Source organism: Halomonas hibernica (assembly GCF_013183775.1).
GTDB classification, from domain to species: domain Bacteria; phylum Pseudomonadota; class Gammaproteobacteria; order Pseudomonadales; family Halomonadaceae; genus Vreelandella; species Vreelandella citrativorans.
Genome location: NZ_VIFN01000002.1, coordinates 203,874 through 220,550, shown reverse-complemented (window position 1 = coordinate 220,550; position 16,677 = coordinate 203,874). Strand labels below are relative to the sequence as shown.

The window sequence follows — 16,677 nt, the reverse complement described above, 5'->3', positions numbered from 1 at the left end:
ATATGAAACCTTACCTGTCCAAGGTCTGCTGTGGCTTAAGTGCTGGTCTTTTACTAGCGGGATGTAGTAGTGACAGTAAGCCTAATATCGCTATTGGGCCTCCTGCCAGTACAACGCAAAGCGTTTCCCAACTGCTGTTTGATGCCTACGGTATAGGCAAGGACAAATACAGCACGTATCAAGAGGGCTTTGGCGCTGCACTTGATGGCGTACAAGATGGCAACATTGATATTTCGATCGGCATTCTTGGTTTGCCTTCAGGTAGTATTGAAAACCTGCAGGCTTCAAGCGGTGACGCTCGACTATTGGGTCTAAGTGACGAGGCGATCGACTACATAGAAGCCAATAGTGCCTATAAGCGTTTCACGATTCCCGCAGGTAGCTACGACTTTCAGGACCAGGATGTAGAAACCATCACGGCCTACGCTGTCTTGGTCGGCAATACCCAGACGATTGATGAAGAACTCGGCTATGAGCTGGCGCGTTTGATGCATCAACACGCTGAAGAGAATACACACGCTCAGTCAGCCTTCATGACCCTGGAAAATGCCTTGAACGGCTCTGAAGGCCTGCCGATTCACCCTGGTGCCAAGCGCTACTATGAGGAGCAAGGGCTGACGGTCGATAACCCCGTGGCAGAGCTTGGTGATATCGAACCGAAAAGTGAATTCGTTCTGGGCACCGGTAGCCAAGGCGGTACTTACTACCCACTGGGTGGCGAAATGGCGACTATCTGGAATCGTTACCTGGATGGCCAGAATTTTACCAACATCGAAACCGGTGCCTCCATCGAGAACCTGGTCAGCATCCGCGATAACAATATGGACCTGGGGATGACGGTTCACGCCCCAGCGCAAGACGCCGTTGCAGGCCGTGGTGAGTTCGACGGTGGTGCTATCGATAACGTCGCATTCATCGGGCATATCTACCCGGAAGTCATCCAGATTGTCACTCGTGACCGCTCCGAGATCGAAAGTCTGGGCGACCTGGCCAATTAATTTGTGATCCCTTCCCGCCGCTGGGTAAACCAGCGGCGTCATCCGCATGAGGCTTAAACGTGGATAAAAAAAAACTCCTGACGAAGCATCGCTATTAGAGAAATATGATCGCGAGTCGCAGATACGCTCGCCGCTCCAATTAGGCAAATGGGCGTGGCTCATTACCCTGATGGGCGTATCCCTCACCTGCTTCCATCTATACACCGCGTATTTCGGCACGCTTCCCTCGCAGCAGCAAGGCGCGGTTCACCTCGGCATGGCCCTTGGGATGATATTCATCCTATTTCCTGCCACACGTGGCACTGGCCCTCGCCATGGTGTTCCCTGGTACGACATCGTACTGGCCTTCGCGGCAACCTTTGCAGCCTATTATAAAATCATTTTTTATGAAGAGGTGCTGCGCGCCCGGATTACCGGCTACTCTACGTTTGATCTCACCATAGCCGTGCTCGGCGTACTGTTTGTTCTGGAGGCAACCCGCCGTACCGTTGGCATGCCCATTGTCATCATGGCTACGTTAGCGATTCTATACGCGCTGTTTGGCAACTTGATTCCGAGTCCTTTACTCTCGCATCCGGGTTTTGCCCTTGAGCAGATCTCGCCATATTTATGGTTTAGAGAAAGCGGGGTATTTGGCACACCGCTGCAAATATCGGCGCGCTTTATCTTCCTGTTTCTATTCTTCGGCGTGGTATTGATGCATACCGGCGTGGGCCGCTTCTTTAACGATCTGGCGTTTGCTGCCACCGGCCGTTTTACCGGCGGAGCAGGGAAAGCAGCCGTCATGGCAAGCTCACTACAAGGCATGATTTCCGGAAGCTCAATCGGTAATACCGTTGCCTCGGGCTCGTTCACTATCCCGATGATGAAGAATGCTCGCTTCAAGCCTGAAGTCGCAGGCGCCATTGAAGCCTCAGCCTCAACCGGCGGGCAAATCATGCCGCCGCTGATGGGGGCGGCTGCCTTCATCATGGTGGAGTATGTGGGGGTCTCTTACCGGGAGATCATGTTTGCCGCGTTGATTCCGGCCATTCTCTATTTCACCGGTATTTTTATTGGCGTCCACTTTGAAGCCAAGCGTCACCGCATTCTGGGACTTCCCAAGGATCAGTTGCCCAGCAAGCGCAAGCTGATGCTGGAAAAGGGCTACATGCTGCTGCCGCTGCTGGTTATCGTGACCACGATCAGCATCGGGTTTACGGCTCAGCGGGCGGCCTTGCTGGGTATCGCCTGTGCCTTTGCGGTGAGCCTGGTGCGTAAAGAGACGCGACCTACCTTGAAAGGCGTTCTCAATATCTTTGAACAGGGGGCTCGCGTGGCCTTGCCGGTCATTGCCGCCGTCGCGTGTGCAGGCATCATTGCAGGCGTCGTGGGCATGACCGGCATGGGGGCGAAATTTGCAGCCGGTATCATCAGTCTAGCAGACGGCGTGTTGATACTTGCCCTGCTGTTCACCATGGTCGCCTGCATTGTGCTGGGCATGGGCCTACCCACCACGGCCAACTATGTGGTGACGGCCACCATCGCGGCACCAGCGCTGATCAACGAGTTTGGCCTGCCCCCCATGGCAGTACACCTGTTCGTGTTTTATTTCGGCATCATCGCGGATATCACCCCGCCAGTGTGCTTGGCGGCCTTTGCCGGCGCAGGCATCGCTCAGGCTAATCCGATGAAGACCGGCTTTACCGCCGTTAAATTGGCCATAGGGGCCTTTATCATCCCCTACGCATTTATCTATAATCCTATGCTGGTATTGGTCGACCCGACACCGCTTGGGTTGATCAGTGCGTTGGCCTTCTCACTACTCGGCATCATGGGCGTCAGCAGCGCATTACTGGGTTACTTTATTCGCGACTCCCGCGTATGGGAGCGTCTAGTGCTCTTGGCCGCCGGGCTTGCCATGGTCGTCCCTGAACTAATGACCAGCGGCTTAGGACTGATTGCCATGGCAGCCATTGGCTGGTGGCAGTCACGTCGAAAGGATGCTTTCCAGGATGCTCAGCCACTCGCTTCATGAGTTATGATCACCTCAACATTACCCCGGTGCTTGGCTGCCGGGGTGATTCACAGGTTATCAGGAGCATCCCCCTTGGCCTCACGCAACCTTCCTTCAACCGCCGCCATGCAGTGTTTCGAGGCGGCGGCGCGCCATATGAGCTTTACCCGGGCGGCCGATGAGTTAAGCCTGACCCAGAGTGCGGTCAGCAAGCAGGTCGCCCACCTTGAATCTACGCTGCAGCATAAGCTGTTTCGCCGCGTAAGACGCACGCTTGTGCTGACACCAGAGGGCGCCATCTTCTTAAGCGACGTACGCAAGGTACTCGCCCAGATAGAGATGTCGACTCACGCCATCATGACTTATAGCGGCAATAGCGAAGTGCTTAAAGTGGCCACTTTGCCAAGCTTTGGCAGCCGTTGGCTAGCGGACAAGCTACCCCCCTTTTTAGCTGCAAACCCGGGCATTAGCCTGGAATTTCACGACAGGGTTGAAGACTTTGCCCTTGAACAACAAGATATCGATATTGCTCTGTTTTATGGTCACGGTAGTTGGCCTAATCTTGCTTGCCATAAACTGGTAGATGAGGAGATGGTCGCGGTTGCCGCTCCATCGCTTCTGGCTCAACACCCTATCCATACTGCGAGTGACTTGGCCCAGCTGCAACTACTTCACCTTTCTACCCGCCCGGATGCCTGGCACCACTGGTTTGCAGGACAACAGATCACCACTGATCGCAGCTACCACGGCACTCGTTTTGAAACCTTCCCCATGCTGGTACGCACCGCCATGGCAGGTGGGGGCGTTGCTTTAGTGCCACACTTTACCGTGGATGAAGAGTTGGCCGCCGAGCGCCTTGTACTCGCCTGGCCGCATCGGTTATACAGCGAGAGCGCGTATTATCTTGTTTACCCTGAGCACCTGGGTGAACTGGGTAAAGTACGCCGCTTCGTCGAGCACATTACGGCCAGTGCCGCTATTAATCCAAACGCTGGCAAATCCACTCGATAAAAACGCGTACTTTATAAAGTTCCGTCATATGTTCTGGATATGCCATGTAGTAAGCATCCTTGCTTTTTAACGAGAATTGCCAAGGAATAATCAGTTTGCCTTCGTCAAGCTCTTCTTGAGCTAGAAATTTCGGTACCAGCGCCACACCGCAGCCCGCACGCGCTGCGCGTAATGCCATATAAAACGTATCAAATCGCGGGCCGTGATAACTGTGTTCCGTATAGAGCGACTGCGCGTCGAACCATTCGTGCCACGCCTCGGGGCGAGTGGACACCTGTAATAACACCAAACCAGTTAGTGCCAAGGGGGTATCCACTCCCTTTTGCTTAATCGTCGAAGGTGCACAAACAGGAACCAGCTCCTCGTCCAATAGTTTAATGCACTCCGCCCTCGGCCATACCCCGTGGCCAAAAAAGAAAGCCACTTCAATACGCTCTTTTTGCATATCGAATGGCTCTGAGCGATTGGAAATATTGAGATTGATAGAGGGGTGCTGATGGCGAAACCCATTCAACCGTGGGATTAGCCAACGTGCTCCAAAGGTTGGCAAAGTTGCCACATTGAGCACGTCTGATTCCACCCCGTACGACTGCATATAGCGTGTCGACATCTCTACCTGAGCCAAAATTTTACGCGCCTCACCTAGGTACACAGCACCTTCCGGCGTCAGGTGAAGGCGCTTTCTCACTCGCCGAAACAGAGGGTGTAGCAAAGTAGTTTCAAGTTGCGCGACCTGCTTACTTACCGCGCTTTGCGTCAGGCTTAATTCATCTGCCGCACGAGTAAAGCTAAGGTGCCGTGCAGCTGCCTCAAAACAGTGCAAAGCCGTTAAAGACGGCAAATGATTACGGCGCATGCCAACCCCACTTAATGAAAAAAAAGAATGATATTTTTCTTAATCATCGTTTGAACGCTTGCTCAAAGCCTAGCAATACTGGCATCACATCCATGCGATTCAAAACATAATACGAGGTATAAGAATGATTCATTCTCTAATGGAAAAAATGGGCGTGGCAACTCATCAATATCAAGGCGGAGATCTTGTGGTGACCACGCCAGTCGATGGCAGTGAAATTGGACGCCTAAAAGTGGCCTCACAAAGCGAAGTGGATACAGCGATCGCCAACGCCGAAGAAGCCTTTCTTGCCTGGAGAAGTGTTCCTGCTCCCCGCCGCGGCGAGCTAGTTCGTTTATTCGGCGATCAACTACGCCAGCATAAAGAAGCACTGGGTGAACTAGTAACATGGGAGTGCGGCAAGATTTTGCAGGAAGGGCTTGGCGAAGTGCAGGAAATGATCGATATCTGCGACCTTGCCGTTGGTCAGTCACGACAACTGTTCGGTCTGACCATCGCTTCCGAGCGACCAGGCCACCATATGCGTGAAAGCTGGCATCCCCTAGGTCCGATTGGACTGATTACGGCCTTCAATTTTCCGGTAGCTCCTTGGGCATGGAATGCTGCACTCGCCCTGGTTTGTGGCAACAGTTTGCTTTGGAAGCCATCAGAAAAAACTCCCTTAACCGCACTAGCCTGTCAGGCACTACTGGATCGCGCTATTGAGCAGTTTGGTGACGATGCTCCCAAGCACCTAAGCCAAGTGATTATTGGCGAGCGAGAAGCTGGTGAGCAGTTGGTGGATGACCCTCGTATTGCTCTTATCAGTGCCACTGGCAGCACGCGCATGGGCCGTGAAGTAGGTCCCAAGGTGGCAGCACGTTTTGGCCGTAGCATTCTTGAGCTGGGCGGTAATAACGCCATGGTGCTCGCTCCAAGCGCGGACCTGGATATGGCAACCCGTGCAATTCTTTTTTCAGCAGTAGGCACTGCTGGCCAGCGGTGCACTACCCTGCGCCGTCTGGTTGTGCACGAATCCATTAAAGACGAAGTGCTAGCCCGTCTGAAGAAATCCTATAGCGCCATTTCCATTGGCAACCCGCTTAAAGGCAACCTAGTTGGGCCACTGATCGACCACCAAGCCTTTGATGCAATGCAGAGCGTGCTGACCAAAGCGCGAGAGCATGGCGCTGAAGTGTTTGGCGGTGACCGTGTGGAGATTGCCGGTAGCGATAACGGCTACTACGTTGCTCCGGCGATCGTTGAGATGGCCGAGCAAAATTCGCTGGTGAGACATGAAACTTTTGCCCCCATTCTGTATGTACTTACTTACAAAGAGTTAGACGAAGCAATTGCCACTAATAACGATGTTCCCCAGGGTTTGTCATCGTGCATTTTCACTACCGACGTACGCGAAGCTGAAACGTTCGTATCCGCGGTAGGCAGTGACTGCGGTATTGCCAACGTTAATATTGGCCCGAGCGGCGCTGAAATCGGTGGCGCCTTTGGCGGCGAGAAAGAAACCGGTGGCGGCCGCGAATCAGGGTCTGACGTTTGGAAAAGCTATATGCGTCGCCAGACAAACACCGTCAACTACTCTCGAGAACTGCCTTTAGCTCAAGGAATTAAATTCGACTAAACCTCTCGCTATTGAGGGCCCTCACGATAAAATAAAAAGAAGGTGATTTATGCGTGACGATGTCCAAATCGGCCCGACGCCGGGTTTAGTGATGGCAATATTACCGCTCCTTGCCACCACTGCTATTTTGATTTTGCAGTTTTTTGTTTTCTCAGACTTCACCCCCCACATCCCATTGGCTTTCGGCATTATGATTTGCGCGCTTTGTGGGCGCATTCGCGGCGTACCCTGGCAAAGAATGGAAAACTCGATGCTTGAGGTAGTCAAACTAGGTATACCTGCGATTTTTATTCTCATGGCAGTTGGCATGGTTATCGGCACTTGGATTCTTTCTGGCACGGTACCAACGCTGATGTACTATGGCTTCCAACTTGTCTCCCCATCGTATTTTCTCGTTGCTACCTGCTTGGTAAGTGCTTTGGTATCACTTGCTACAGGCACCTCCTGGGGAACTATCGGCACCCTTGGGCTCGCCCTAATGGGGATCGGAGAGGGCCTCGGCATTCCCATGTATTTGACCGGTGGGGCATTGGTATCCGGCGCGTTCTTTGGCGATAAAATGTCGCCTTTGTCAGAAACCACCAATTTAACGCCAGCTGTGTGTGAGACAGATTTATGGACGCACATACGCAGCATGATGGCGACTACCGTGCCGGCCATGTTGATAGCACTTATTTTGTATATCTGGCTGGGTGCCAGCTATGGCGGACAGTTCGAGCACAGCACCGATATAGCCACATTTCGTCAAGCTTTGGACGACACTTTTACCCTTTCCTGGGTAACCCTGATTCCACCGTGTGTCGTTATCGCCCTGGCACTTGCCAAGTTTCCACCCTTCCCCACTATTTTCACCGGGGCAGCGCTAGGCGGGCTGGTTGCGATTGGCGTTCAGGGAGAAACCCTGCACGCAGTATTTGATGCCATGCAAAATGGCTTTAGCAGTAACACTGGCAATACCGCGATTGATGCTCTGTTAAGCAGTGGTGGCGTACTCTCAATGACGTGGGTCGTTACTTTAACGTTCTTTGCCTTAGGTTTTGCTGGCATGCTGGAGGCCTATGGCACCGTAGATGCAATTATTAAACAGTTGATGCGCTTGATTAAAGGGCGCTTTAGCCTGATCGCAACAAGTTCGGGCACCACCCTTGCGGTCAGCACCATCATCGGGGATGTCTATACCACGCTAGTACTGCCAGGCCGCTTACTGAAAGGGCAATATCAAGCGATGGGTTATAAAACATCAACGCTTTCACGCGCGATCGAGGATAACGGCACACTTTCATCTCCCTTGATTCCCTGGAATATGGGCGGCGGTTTTGTGGCATCCACCATCGGTGTCCCCACCTTGGCATATGCGCCTTTCGCTTTTGCTTGCTGGTTATCTCCCTTGTTCGGCCTACTTTGGGGGTTAACCGGCCGTTTTATTCCCCACGAGGATGCCGCCGCCCCCTCCAAAACGACGCTCTCCTCTCAACCAACAGCGTAACAAACAAGGTCGGCCCTTGAGCCGGCCTGCGCTTTTTTCAGGAGATATTATAAAATGCAAACCGCCCTCTCCGAGCGCTGCCTTTGGCTGCAAACAAGCACAGAAGAGCCTTTCCAATACCCGTCACTCGGCCACCATGAAGAAGCGACTGTCTGCGTGGTGGGCGGAGGTATAACAGGCCTTTCCACAGCGCTTCATTTGGCAGAAAAAGGTATCAAAACGACGCTATTAGAGGCAGGGGATATCCCCAGCGGTGGGTCAGGGCGCAATGTTGGCTTAGTCAATGCAGGGCTTTGGATTCCACCCGACGATATCGTAGCCGCTCTGGGTGCAGAGAAAGGCGAGCGTGCGAATACCGTGCTGGGCGGTGCTCCCGCCAAAGTGTTCGAGACTATTGAACGTTACGGCATTCAGTGTGACCCGACACGAGAAGGCACACTTCATCTTGGCCATAATGCCAAAGGAGGCCAAGAGCTTGAACGTCGCCGGGATCAGCTACAAAACCGTGGCGCCCCCGTTACCTTATTAACCGGTGACGCCTGCGAGCAGATCACCGGGACAGCAAAAATTAAAGCGGCGCTGCTGGATAAGCGGGCAGGCACGCTAAACCCCTGCGCTTATACACGTGGGCTTGCCCGTGCCGCTCATAATCTGGGGGCTACGCTTTACTGCCAAAGCGGTGTTACGGGCATTGAGCGACAAGGAGACCGTTGGCGCGTATTGACTCACAACGGTAGCGTAACGGCCGATAAAGTCGTCATAGCCACAAATGCTTACACAGAAGATGCCTGGAACCAGGTTCGCAAACATTTTTTTATTGGTCACTACTACCAGCTTGCTTCAGAACCGCTAAGCGGTGATGCTGCCGATGCAATTCTTCCCGAGCGCCAAGGCGCCTGGGATACCCGTACCGTGCTAAGTAGCATACGCCGTGATAAGGAGGGCCGGCTGCTGCTTGGCAGTCTGGGTAAGGGCGAAGGTAAGCCACTTAGTTATCTTAGTTGCTGGGCGGATACCATTCAGAATCATTACTTCCCAGCGCTTGGCAAAGTACGTTGGGACTACACATGGACGGGTAAGATCGCGTTTACGCCTGACCATACGCTGCGCCTGTTTGAGCCAGCCCCCGGCATTCTAGCAGCGACAGGCTATAACGGGCGTGGTGTGACTACGGGTACCGTTGTGGGTGAAGGCTTTGCCCACTACATAGCCAGTGGCGACGATAGCCTGCTGCCCCTGCCAATTTCACAGCCCAAGCAAATCAAAGCGCGCCCGCTATGGCGCTGTGCTTATGAAAGTGGCTTTGCGCTATATCATGCGGGCCAGTGCTTAAGAGTACTGATCTAATCCAAGCTACATTAGCCGTATGCGCCCTTAAGGGCGCATACTGTTAGCATGGCGCCTCATACGGATGCAGTGGAGCTCATTTGGGCCAACACATGCTGTTTAGAAGCCTGTTCCCGTTCGGCATAAAGCGCCAGTTCATCGGTCACTTGAGCACCTAGCGCCTCTTCAAAAGCATCCCGATTGGCGTTACCCGCATAGGCTGCGTTCTCGCCTCCGCCTAAGTTTGACTGGAAGATACCTGCCGCACTAACCGGCAAGAAATCTTCATAGGTAATCGGTTGCGCTTCCACCAGCCCTTGAGCGATCAAGGCGTCGATATCAGCATTGACACCGCCTGAAGCGGCTTTACCGGCCTCTGTCAGGTGGTAGTGAAAGTAAGCCAGGTCTTCTCGGCGCATTGCTTCATCGCTATCAGGCATGGCGGCAAATACCTTGTCCATAACCGCCTGGTGGGCGTTATTATCAAGCCCCGCGGCTTGTTTACGCCCTTCATTAAGCAGCTGATCGTAAAGCGCGCGCCCTTTCGGCGTGAGCGCCATGCCGCGCTGCTCGATTTCGCCAAAGCGGGCAGTATGCGTACCTTGGGCATCGCCTGCAAAGCGAATCGATTCTTCTAATGCCTTAAAGCTTGTCTGGCGGAGTAAAATGGGCGCTTCACGGCGCGGCGGGCCTTCGATGACTGCCTTCGGGTTCATGCCAACGCTTGGCATACGGCGCTGAACTTCGTCGATATCCAACGTGCGCGGCGTTAAATGGTTGATATGCGGCCCGCGAAAACACACCACATCGGCAATCAGACGGTGTTCATCGCTCAACGCCTGGTAGGTGTCCAGGTCGACCGTGGCATCCTGGTGCCAGCGGAAGGTTTCCAAGGCCTCCTTGACGAACTGATCCGCCTCTTCAGAGGTTAATCCGCCCTGGGTTTCAAAACGCTCAATAAGCTCACGAGCGGCGGGCGTGAAAATATCCCGCTTGGCCAGAATTTCTTCGGCACGCTGGCGCAGCGTCTCGCTCTCGATGAGTTCCAGACGCAGCAGCGAGGTAAAAACGCGAAACGGGTTGCAGGCCAGCGCGTCATCCTCAACCGGACGAAACGCTGTGGAGTGAACCGGCACCCCAGCTTCAGAAAGGTCGTAATAGCCCACCGGGTACATTCCCATCACGGCAAACAAGCGGCGCAGCATGGATAGCTCTTTGGCTGAGCCCACGCGAATCGCCCCGTGGCGTTCTACGCTCAGGCGCGCAAGCTCGCCCTGGGCTTCCAGGCGGCGGCGTAGCGCTGGCTGCTGGCTAAGCGTCTCCTGATTCACCTGCTCAACCAACTTTAGCAACGTGCCGTATTGGGGGACTTCCGTTTGGTACATCGCCGACATGGCGCTGGAGAAACGGTCTCGAATAGCATTGGTGGCTAAAAACACGGACTGGGTCATTTCACAGCTCTCTATGCATGTTGTTACGGTGAAAAGGAATACTCGATTTCAGCTGCACTAATAGTGCTTGAAGGGGGTGTTGTAAGCTTATATGCGAAAAACGCTTCACCTGGCTGCGGCACGAATACCCCGTGGCCAGTAGCCTGTCGGCGTTTTCCTCTGCCTCGACCTGGGGTTGCCAGGATTGGGCATAAATCGTTTTGGACGTTTCGGCATTGCGCGTTTCATGGCCGTAGGTGCCGGACATTCCACAGCAGCCGGTATTGACCAGCTCCAATGGCAGGCCAAATGCGGCAAATACCTGCTGCCACGCCTTCGGGCTTCCGGGGGCGTTGGTTTTTTCGGTGCAGTGCGAAAGCAGCTTAAAGCCGGGGGCATTGGGCGTTAGCTGTCGGGGTGCCAGGGTGGGCAGCCGAATAGCCAGCCACTCCTGCAGCATCAATACCTCGGGCACGGCGTCGGGTCCCAGCGCTTTTACGTACTCCTGGCGGTAGGTCAGGGTCATCGCCGGGTCGATCCCCACCATGGGCACCTCAAACTCGCTTAAGGCGCGCAAGCGTTTCGCCTGCTTTTCGGCCGTACGCTCAAACGCACCCAAAAAGCCCTGGACGTGTAGTGGCTTGCCGTTGGCGCTATAGGGCATCACCAACACGCGCAGGTTGAGCCGTGAGAGCAGTTCGACCACGTCCATGACCAGTTTGGCTTCAAAATGGGTGGTGAACGCATCCTGAACCACAATCACGCTATTGGCGCGCTGCTGGTCGGTGAGCAGAGCAAGCGAGGTAGGCGTGGCTTCCGCCACGCCCCAGGCACGCAGCTGCTTTTTCACGCTGGCGCGGGAGAGCAATGGCGTGTCGCTCATGCCCACGCTACGGCGCATCAGCGTTTCCACCCAGCGCTGGCCCATCACGGCGTTATACAGCGGTGCTGCCCGGGCAAGCGTGGGCAGCATGAATTCTGTGCTGCCTATTACGTAGTCGCGCAGGGGGCGTAAATAGCGTCCGTGATACACCTCCAAGAACTGCGAACGGAACTGCGGCACGTTGACCTTGATGGGGCACTGCCCCGCGCAGGACTTGCACGCCAGGCAGCCGGCCATGGCGTCGTAGACCTGATGAGAGTAGTCGTGATGCTGCTGGCGGCTGAACGTATTCGCCAGGCGTTTCGGGAAGTGTTTAATAAAGCCCCATCGGCCTTCTGCTTTTTTCTTGCGCGACTCCTCGACCACGTCGATGCCCACCTGGGACTGCAGGCGCAGCCATTCACGCATCAGGCTGGCGCGCCCCTTGGGCGAGTGAATACGGTTGCGGGTCGCCTTCCACGACGGGCACATGGGGTCGTCCACGTCGTAGTTGTAGCAGGCGCCGTTACCGTTGCAGTACACCGCCGCGTCATAGGCCTGCCAGGCGCGCTCATCAATGGTGCGGTCCAGCTGGCCGCGCATCGGCACGGCGTCGATGCTTAGCAGGTTTGGGTCGCTGTCTTTGGCGATCAGCGCGCCGTTCTCTGCCGGTGAAGCGATCTTGCCAGGGTTAAGCTGGTTAAACGGGTCAAACGCGGCCTTGACCCGCTGCAGGCTGGGGTAGAGCTCGCCAAAAAATTTGGGTGCATACTCGGAGCGTACCCCTTTGCCGTGCTCACCCCACAACAATCCGCCGTATTTTTGGGTCAGGGCGGCGACTTCATCGGAGATGTCCCGAATCAGTGCTTCCTGGGCCGGGTCTTTCATGTCCAGCGCGGGGCGCACATGCAGCACGCCCGCATCAACATGCCCAAACATGCCGTAAGCGAGCCCACGCGCGTCCAGCGCGGCGCGGAACTCGCTAATAAAATCGGCCAGATGTTCTGGTGGTACGGCGGTATCTTCAACAAACGGCAGTGGGCGCTTCTCACCCTGCACATTGCCCAAAAGGCCCACCGAGCGTTTGCGCATGCCGTAAACCGCGCTGATCTGCTCACGGCCTTCGGCCAGGGTATAGCCTAATCGTGTGACCGTGGCATCCTGGTCCAAGTGACGCGTAAAGGCCTCTACCTGCTCGGCCAGTGCTGCAGGGTCGTCGTCGCTAAACTCGACCAGGTTGATACCCCGAATCGGTGTGTCGCTCTCGGGGAAGAACTCGGCCACGCTGTCCCACACAAAATCGGCCATGGCGAGCGTGAGCACCGTATCGTCGATGGTTTCGATCGACACAGGCCTGGCGCTGGCCATCAGTGTCTTGGCATCGCGCAGTGCATCCATAAAGCGGGTATAGCGCACGTTAACCAGGGTGGCGTGTTGGGGAATGGGCAGTACGTTCAACACGGCTTCGTTCAGAAACCCCAGCGAGCCTTCCGAGCCACACAGCAAGCTGTTGAGATCAAGCGCATGCTGGTCGTTGCGCAGGTGGGCCAGGTCGTAACCGGTCAGGCAGCGGTTAAGCGGCGGAAAGGTGGCCTTAATCAGTTCGCGCTGCTGATCAATAATACTGGCCGCTGTGCGGTGCACCTGTCCGACAATACCGTCCTGCTGGCAGGCCTGCTGTTCCTCATCGGCACTGAGTGCTCGGCTATGCAGATGCTGGCCACCCAGCAGTACCGTGTCGAGTTCCAGCACGTGGTCACGGGTTTTTCCGTAAGCACAGCTACCCTGACCGCTGGCATCGGTCGAGATCATGCCGCCGATGGTCGCTCGATTGGAGGTCGAAAGCTCCGGGGCAAAAAACAGCCCGTAGGGCTTTAAGGCGGCATTCAACTGATCCTTCACGACTCCCACTTGAACGCGTACCCGACGGTTCTCGACATCAATGTCCAGCACCTGATTCATGTGCCTGGAGATATCCACCACGATGCCATCGGTAAGCGACTGACCGTTGGTACCGGTGCCGCCGCCTCGCGGCGTTAACACCACCTCGCGGTAAGGCGCTTCAGCGGCCAGTTTGGCCAGGCATTCCAGGTCTTCTGCATGGCGGGGAAACACCGCCGCCTGGGGCAGGCGCTGATAGATCGAGTTGTCGGTTGCCAGCACCGTGCGGTGGGCATAGTCAGGGGCAATCTCACCATCGAAGCCGCGTGTTTTAAGGGCTTTCAGAAAGCACTGGTATACCGCGCTAACACCTTCACCGGCTTCCATGGCGATCATGCGCTTAGCGTCTCCAACGCCTGTTCAATCAGGCTTAGACCTTCTTTTAATATTTCTGGCTCGATGGTGAGCGGGGGTAATAAACGTAGAATATTGCGTTTGCGTCCGCTGGGCATCAGCAGAACGCCAGCGTTACGTCCGGCGGTCAATAGTGCCGTCAGATGCTCAGCGCCTGTGGCATTTTGAGTATCGTTAAAAACAATACCCCGCATCGAACCAACGCCCGTCATGGCTCCCAGCATAGGAAAGCGGCCGCTTGACTGCCACGCCTGGTAAGCTTCAACTATCAGTGCTTCCTGCTGCTCTCCCCAGCAGGCAAGCGCCTCTTCCTGCATGATGTCCATGACGGCCAGTGCGGCTGCACATGCCACTGCATTGCCTGAGTATGTGCCACCCAGCGCACCTTTGGGTAACGCATCCATTAGCTCTGCCCGCCCCGCTAACGCCGCTAGCGGCAACCCAGAGGCGATGCTTTTGCCCATCAACAGAAGATCTGGCTCAACGCCCAAGTGTGAAAAGCCGAAACGCTTACCACTGCGCCCGAATCCTGATTGAATTTCGTCAAATATCAGTATGATGTTGTGTTGATTACAGATTTCACGCATTGCCGTGGCGAACTGAGGGCACAATAGGCGAAAACCACCTTCTCCCTGGATGGGCTCAACGATCATGCAAGCCACTTCATCGGCGGGTATTTCAACTTCAAATAGCCGCTCCAGCGCGGCAAGCGCCTGCTCATCGGTCACACCGCTATCACGGCTCGGGAAAGGTAGGTGATAGACAGGCCCCGGTAAGGCGCCAAGGCCTGACTTGTACGGTTTAACCTTGCCATTCAAGTTCAAGGCGGCCAGCGTTCGGCCATGAAAAGCATCGTCGAAGGCAATAACTGCTTGTCGACCGGTGACACCTCGAGCAACTTTGAGAGCGTTTTCGGTTGCTTCTGCACCGCTATTGGTGAGCATGCAGGAGAGCGGATAGGAGACCGGTACAAACTGGTTTAATGCGTCTACTACCGATAGATAACCCCGATGTGGCACTGCATTAAATGCAGAATGCATTAACGTTTCTACCTGGCTTTGAACGGCTTCCACTACTGCCGGATGGCTATGACCAAGGTTAAGCACGCCGATGCCGCCGATAAAATCGATATAGCGCTGGCCTGATTCATCCCAAACCTCCGCATTACGCCCGCGGGCTATACAAATAGGGTGTAAAACGCCTAACGCAGCACTTACATGAGGAAGATCCATTGCCATTGCTTTTCTGCCATTCAGGGTGAATGACGCTATCAAAGCAAATTACCAGACAAGACCACAAACGAAAAAAAACGCTTAACGCATGCCAAATTGGAATGCATAAGCAGAGAAGCACGCACTCTAAACCGTCATATCGAAAGGCAGGTCAAAAAAAGGAATGGATAACAGTTATGAAATAGCAGAGCAACGCTACAGGATCTCCAGCAAACGCAGGATCATCTGCGGCTGCTGGTTGGCTTGGGCAAGAATCGCCATGCCCGCCTGCTGGAGAATTTGTGCGCGGATCAAGTTGGAAACTTCCCGGGCGTAATCCGCATCCTGAATGCGCGACTGGGCCGCTGATAGGTTAACGATATTGTTGTTGAGCCCGTCGATGACGCTTTCAAAGCGGTTTTGCATCGCACCAAAGTAGCTACGCTGGCGATCCACCCGCTTAATGGCGTCGTCCATCACCTCCATCGGGCTGGACGTACCATCCGAAAGCACGCTGAAGTCACTAAGCCCCAAGGCATTACGGCCCATGCCTTCCATGCGAATGCTGATGGTATTGCCTGAGTTGGCCCCCACCTGGATAGTGAGATCGCGCTTCTTAAACAGATCAATGCCGTTGAAGCTACTCTGCCCGGCGACACGGTCAATTTCGTCCAGGAGTCCGTCGATCTCGCCCTGAATGGAAACGAGATCATCATTGCTATTAGTACCGTTAGCGGCCTGCACGCTCAGCTCACGAATGCGCTGCAAATTATCATTGATCTGATTCAGCGCGCCTTCGGCCGTTTGCACCAGCGAAATTCCGTCATTGGTATTACGAATGGCCTGATTCATGCCGCGGATTTGCGCGTTCATACGATTGGCAATCGCTTGCCCGGCCGGATCATCCTTGGCGCTATTAATACGCAAGCCCGACGATAGCCGCTGCATAGAGGTCTGAATCGCTTGCTGACTACTGCGCAAATTGCTCTGCACCCGTAGCGAGGTCACATTGGTATTTAGGCTGAACAATTCAGGCCCTCATTAAGTGCAAGGCGCAATACGCAGGTCTGACTTGCCAATTAACAACGTCAGTGACGTATTTATCGGCCTGAACGGGTAAAGCATTAATTATTTTTACCGCTCATGCTTTATCGTTAATGAGCGCCCACTAGCAGCCAACACTTCATCGATAGGGAGCCTGACGTAATCATACTCCAGGTACCCCTGGTCCATTAACTCGCCATTCCACGCCACAATATCCAGATCCATGGTGCGTGGGCCTGATTTATTCAGACCTCGTACGCGACCCAAGCGGTTCTCGACCGCTTTTAAATACAGCCGAAACGCTTCATAGGTAAGCGGCGTGCGCACCAATAGCGCGGCATTGAGAAAATCGGCCTGCGGTAAAAAGCCAACAGGGGAGGTACGGATTGGCTGAGAGTGCGTGACCAGGTCGCATTCGCTGTTTAAAAGAGACAATGCTCGCGTGACATTCATCTCAGGATCAATATTCGAGCCTATCGAGATGAGGCATTCATGAAGCCGTGTATCTTGCCCTGCTCGTAACGCCGTTGTTGACATAACGATC

Annotated in this window: 12 protein-coding genes; 6 read left to right on the top strand and 6 right to left on the bottom strand. The window is 54.6% G+C overall.

Annotation, left to right across the window (positions count from 1 at the left end):
• Nucleotides 1-2: 2 nt before the first annotated feature.
• The 3 genes from FKN99_RS05345 to FKN99_RS05335 all read left to right on the top strand — a co-directional run bounded on the left by FKN99_RS05345 (nt 3) and on the right by FKN99_RS05335 (nt 4,005).
• Nucleotides 3-998, top strand: a complete 996-nt coding sequence (locus FKN99_RS05345; RefSeq protein ID WP_172116944.1) for a TAXI family TRAP transporter solute-binding subunit — start codon at nt 3-5, stop codon at nt 996-998.
• Between the two features lie 121 nt (nt 999-1,119).
• Nucleotides 1,120-3,015, top strand: coding sequence for a TRAP transporter permease (locus FKN99_RS05340; protein WP_172117033.1), 1,896 nt, complete (start codon nt 1,120-1,122; stop codon nt 3,013-3,015).
• 72 nt (nt 3,016-3,087) lie between these two features.
• Nucleotides 3,088-4,005 carry a LysR substrate-binding domain-containing protein gene (locus tag FKN99_RS05335; RefSeq protein WP_172116943.1) on the top strand — a complete coding sequence of 306 codons (918 nt, stop codon included), beginning with the start codon at nt 3,088-3,090 and terminating at the stop codon, nt 4,003-4,005.
• On the opposite strand, the gene gcvA is transcribed toward FKN99_RS05335, so the two are convergent.
• Nucleotides 3,974-4,861 carry a transcriptional regulator GcvA gene (gene gcvA, locus FKN99_RS05330; RefSeq protein ID WP_172116942.1) on the bottom strand — a complete coding sequence of 296 codons (888 nt, stop codon included), beginning with the start codon at nt 4,859-4,861 and terminating at the stop codon, nt 3,974-3,976. The two genes, FKN99_RS05335 and gcvA, sit on opposite strands and share 32 nt — an antisense overlap.
• Nucleotides 4,862-4,985: 124 nt before the next feature.
• Here gcvA and amaB point away from each other — a divergent pair, with 124 nt between their 5' ends.
• From amaB to amaA, 3 genes are read left to right on the top strand one after another with little or no spacing between them, the layout of a single operon-like run.
• Complete coding sequence (gene amaB, locus FKN99_RS05325; protein ID WP_172116941.1) at nt 4,986-6,479, top strand: L-piperidine-6-carboxylate dehydrogenase; 1,494 nt, start codon at nt 4,986-4,988, stop codon at nt 6,477-6,479.
• A 49-nt stretch (nt 6,480-6,528) separates the two neighbouring features.
• Nucleotides 6,529-7,965 carry a Na+/H+ antiporter NhaC gene (gene nhaC, locus FKN99_RS05320; protein ID WP_172116940.1) on the top strand — a complete coding sequence of 479 codons (1,437 nt, stop codon included), beginning with the start codon at nt 6,529-6,531 and terminating at the stop codon, nt 7,963-7,965.
• Between the two features lie 54 nt (nt 7,966-8,019).
• Nucleotides 8,020-9,312 carry an L-pipecolate oxidase gene (gene amaA / locus FKN99_RS05315; protein ID WP_172116939.1) on the top strand — a complete coding sequence of 431 codons (1,293 nt, stop codon included), beginning with the start codon at nt 8,020-8,022 and terminating at the stop codon, nt 9,310-9,312.
• Nucleotides 9,313-9,368: 56 nt separating this feature from the next.
• Here amaA and hglS read toward each other — a convergent pair whose 3' ends face one another.
• From hglS to folK, 5 genes are all read right to left on the bottom strand, one after another.
• Nucleotides 9,369-10,742, bottom strand: a complete 1,374-nt coding sequence (gene hglS / locus FKN99_RS05310) for a 2-oxoadipate dioxygenase/decarboxylase HglS (protein ID WP_172116938.1) — start codon at nt 10,740-10,742, stop codon at nt 9,369-9,371.
• Between the two features lies 1 nt (nt 10,743).
• Nucleotides 10,744-13,860, bottom strand: a complete 3,117-nt coding sequence (gene ydiJ / locus FKN99_RS05305; protein WP_172116937.1) for a D-2-hydroxyglutarate dehydrogenase YdiJ — start codon at nt 13,858-13,860, stop codon at nt 10,744-10,746.
• Entirely contained in the window at nt 13,857-15,110 is a 1,254-nt protein-coding gene (locus FKN99_RS05300) for a 2-aminoadipate transaminase (protein WP_172116936.1), read from the bottom strand. Before FKN99_RS05300 ends, ydiJ begins: the two co-directional genes overlap by 4 nt.
• Before the next feature lie 195 nt (nt 15,111-15,305).
• The gene (locus tag FKN99_RS05295) at nt 15,306-16,118 is read right to left on the bottom strand and encodes a flagellin N-terminal helical domain-containing protein (RefSeq protein ID WP_172116935.1); all 813 of its coding nucleotides are present in this window, start codon (nt 16,116-16,118) and stop codon (nt 15,306-15,308) included.
• A 105-nt stretch (nt 16,119-16,223) separates the two neighbouring features.
• Nucleotides 16,224-16,670 (bottom strand): 2-amino-4-hydroxy-6-hydroxymethyldihydropteridine diphosphokinase, encoded by a 447-nt coding sequence (gene folK, locus FKN99_RS05290; protein WP_172116934.1) that lies wholly within the window; start codon nt 16,668-16,670, stop codon nt 16,224-16,226.
• Between the last annotated feature and the right edge of the window lie 7 nt (nt 16,671-16,677).